The organism is Nocardioides sp. (genome assembly GCF_004803405.1).
Lineage (GTDB): Bacteria > Actinomycetota > Actinomycetes > Propionibacteriales > Nocardioidaceae > Nocardioides > Nocardioides vastitatis.
The window spans coordinates 1-616 of record NZ_SSXI01000293.1 but is presented as its reverse complement, the minus strand read 5'-3'; the positions used below and the strand labels follow the sequence as shown (position 1 = coordinate 616).

The following is a 616-nucleotide window of genomic DNA, read 5'->3' as shown; positions in this document are numbered from 1 at the left end:
CACCACGCCGGCCGCCGCGAGGCCGGCCGGGACGGCCAGCGGGCCACCGACCAGCACCCCTGCGCCGGCACCGGCGAGCAGCGCCCAGACCGCGCGCCAGCGACGCAGCGGTCCTTCGTCCGTGGGACCACGCGGAGTCTCTCCCATCTCGGGCCGAGCACTCTCCCTTCTCGCGACCCAGGAAGTCCCATTTCGCGGAGGGGTCAGGAGTGCCGCGGCCAGGGCTGCGCTGACTGCGGAGACTGCCGCGAGGAGCGCCGTCATCGTCCGCCTCCGACGTCCCGGGCGAGCGCCTCGATCCAGGCCAGGCCGGCGTAGCCGCAGACGAGTCCGCCCACGAGGCAGGCCAGACCGAGGGGGTGGCCGACCAGGAAGCGCCACGGATCCGCGCCGGCGCCGCTGCCCACCAGCAGCGCGGCGACCGGCAGCGCAGCGAGCAGGCGCGCGGTGGCCCGGGCCGAGGAGAGCTCTCCCTCCACGATCCGCCGGGTCTGCTCGGTGGCGCGCAGGTCGTCGGCCACCCTGCCCAAAGTGTCGGCGAGGCCATGGCCGGTGCGGTGGGAGACCTGCCAGGCAGCCGCCACCACCCGGAGCGCGGCCGCGCCCGGCTCTGCTG

The 616-nt window shown here is 76.5% G+C and carries 1 pseudogene; it reads right to left on the bottom strand.

What is annotated here, in order from left to right:
* Positions 1–260 precede the first annotated feature (260 nt).
* Positions 261–616: pseudogene (locus tag E7Z54_RS23570) on the bottom strand (type II secretion system F family protein); the annotation flags it as partial.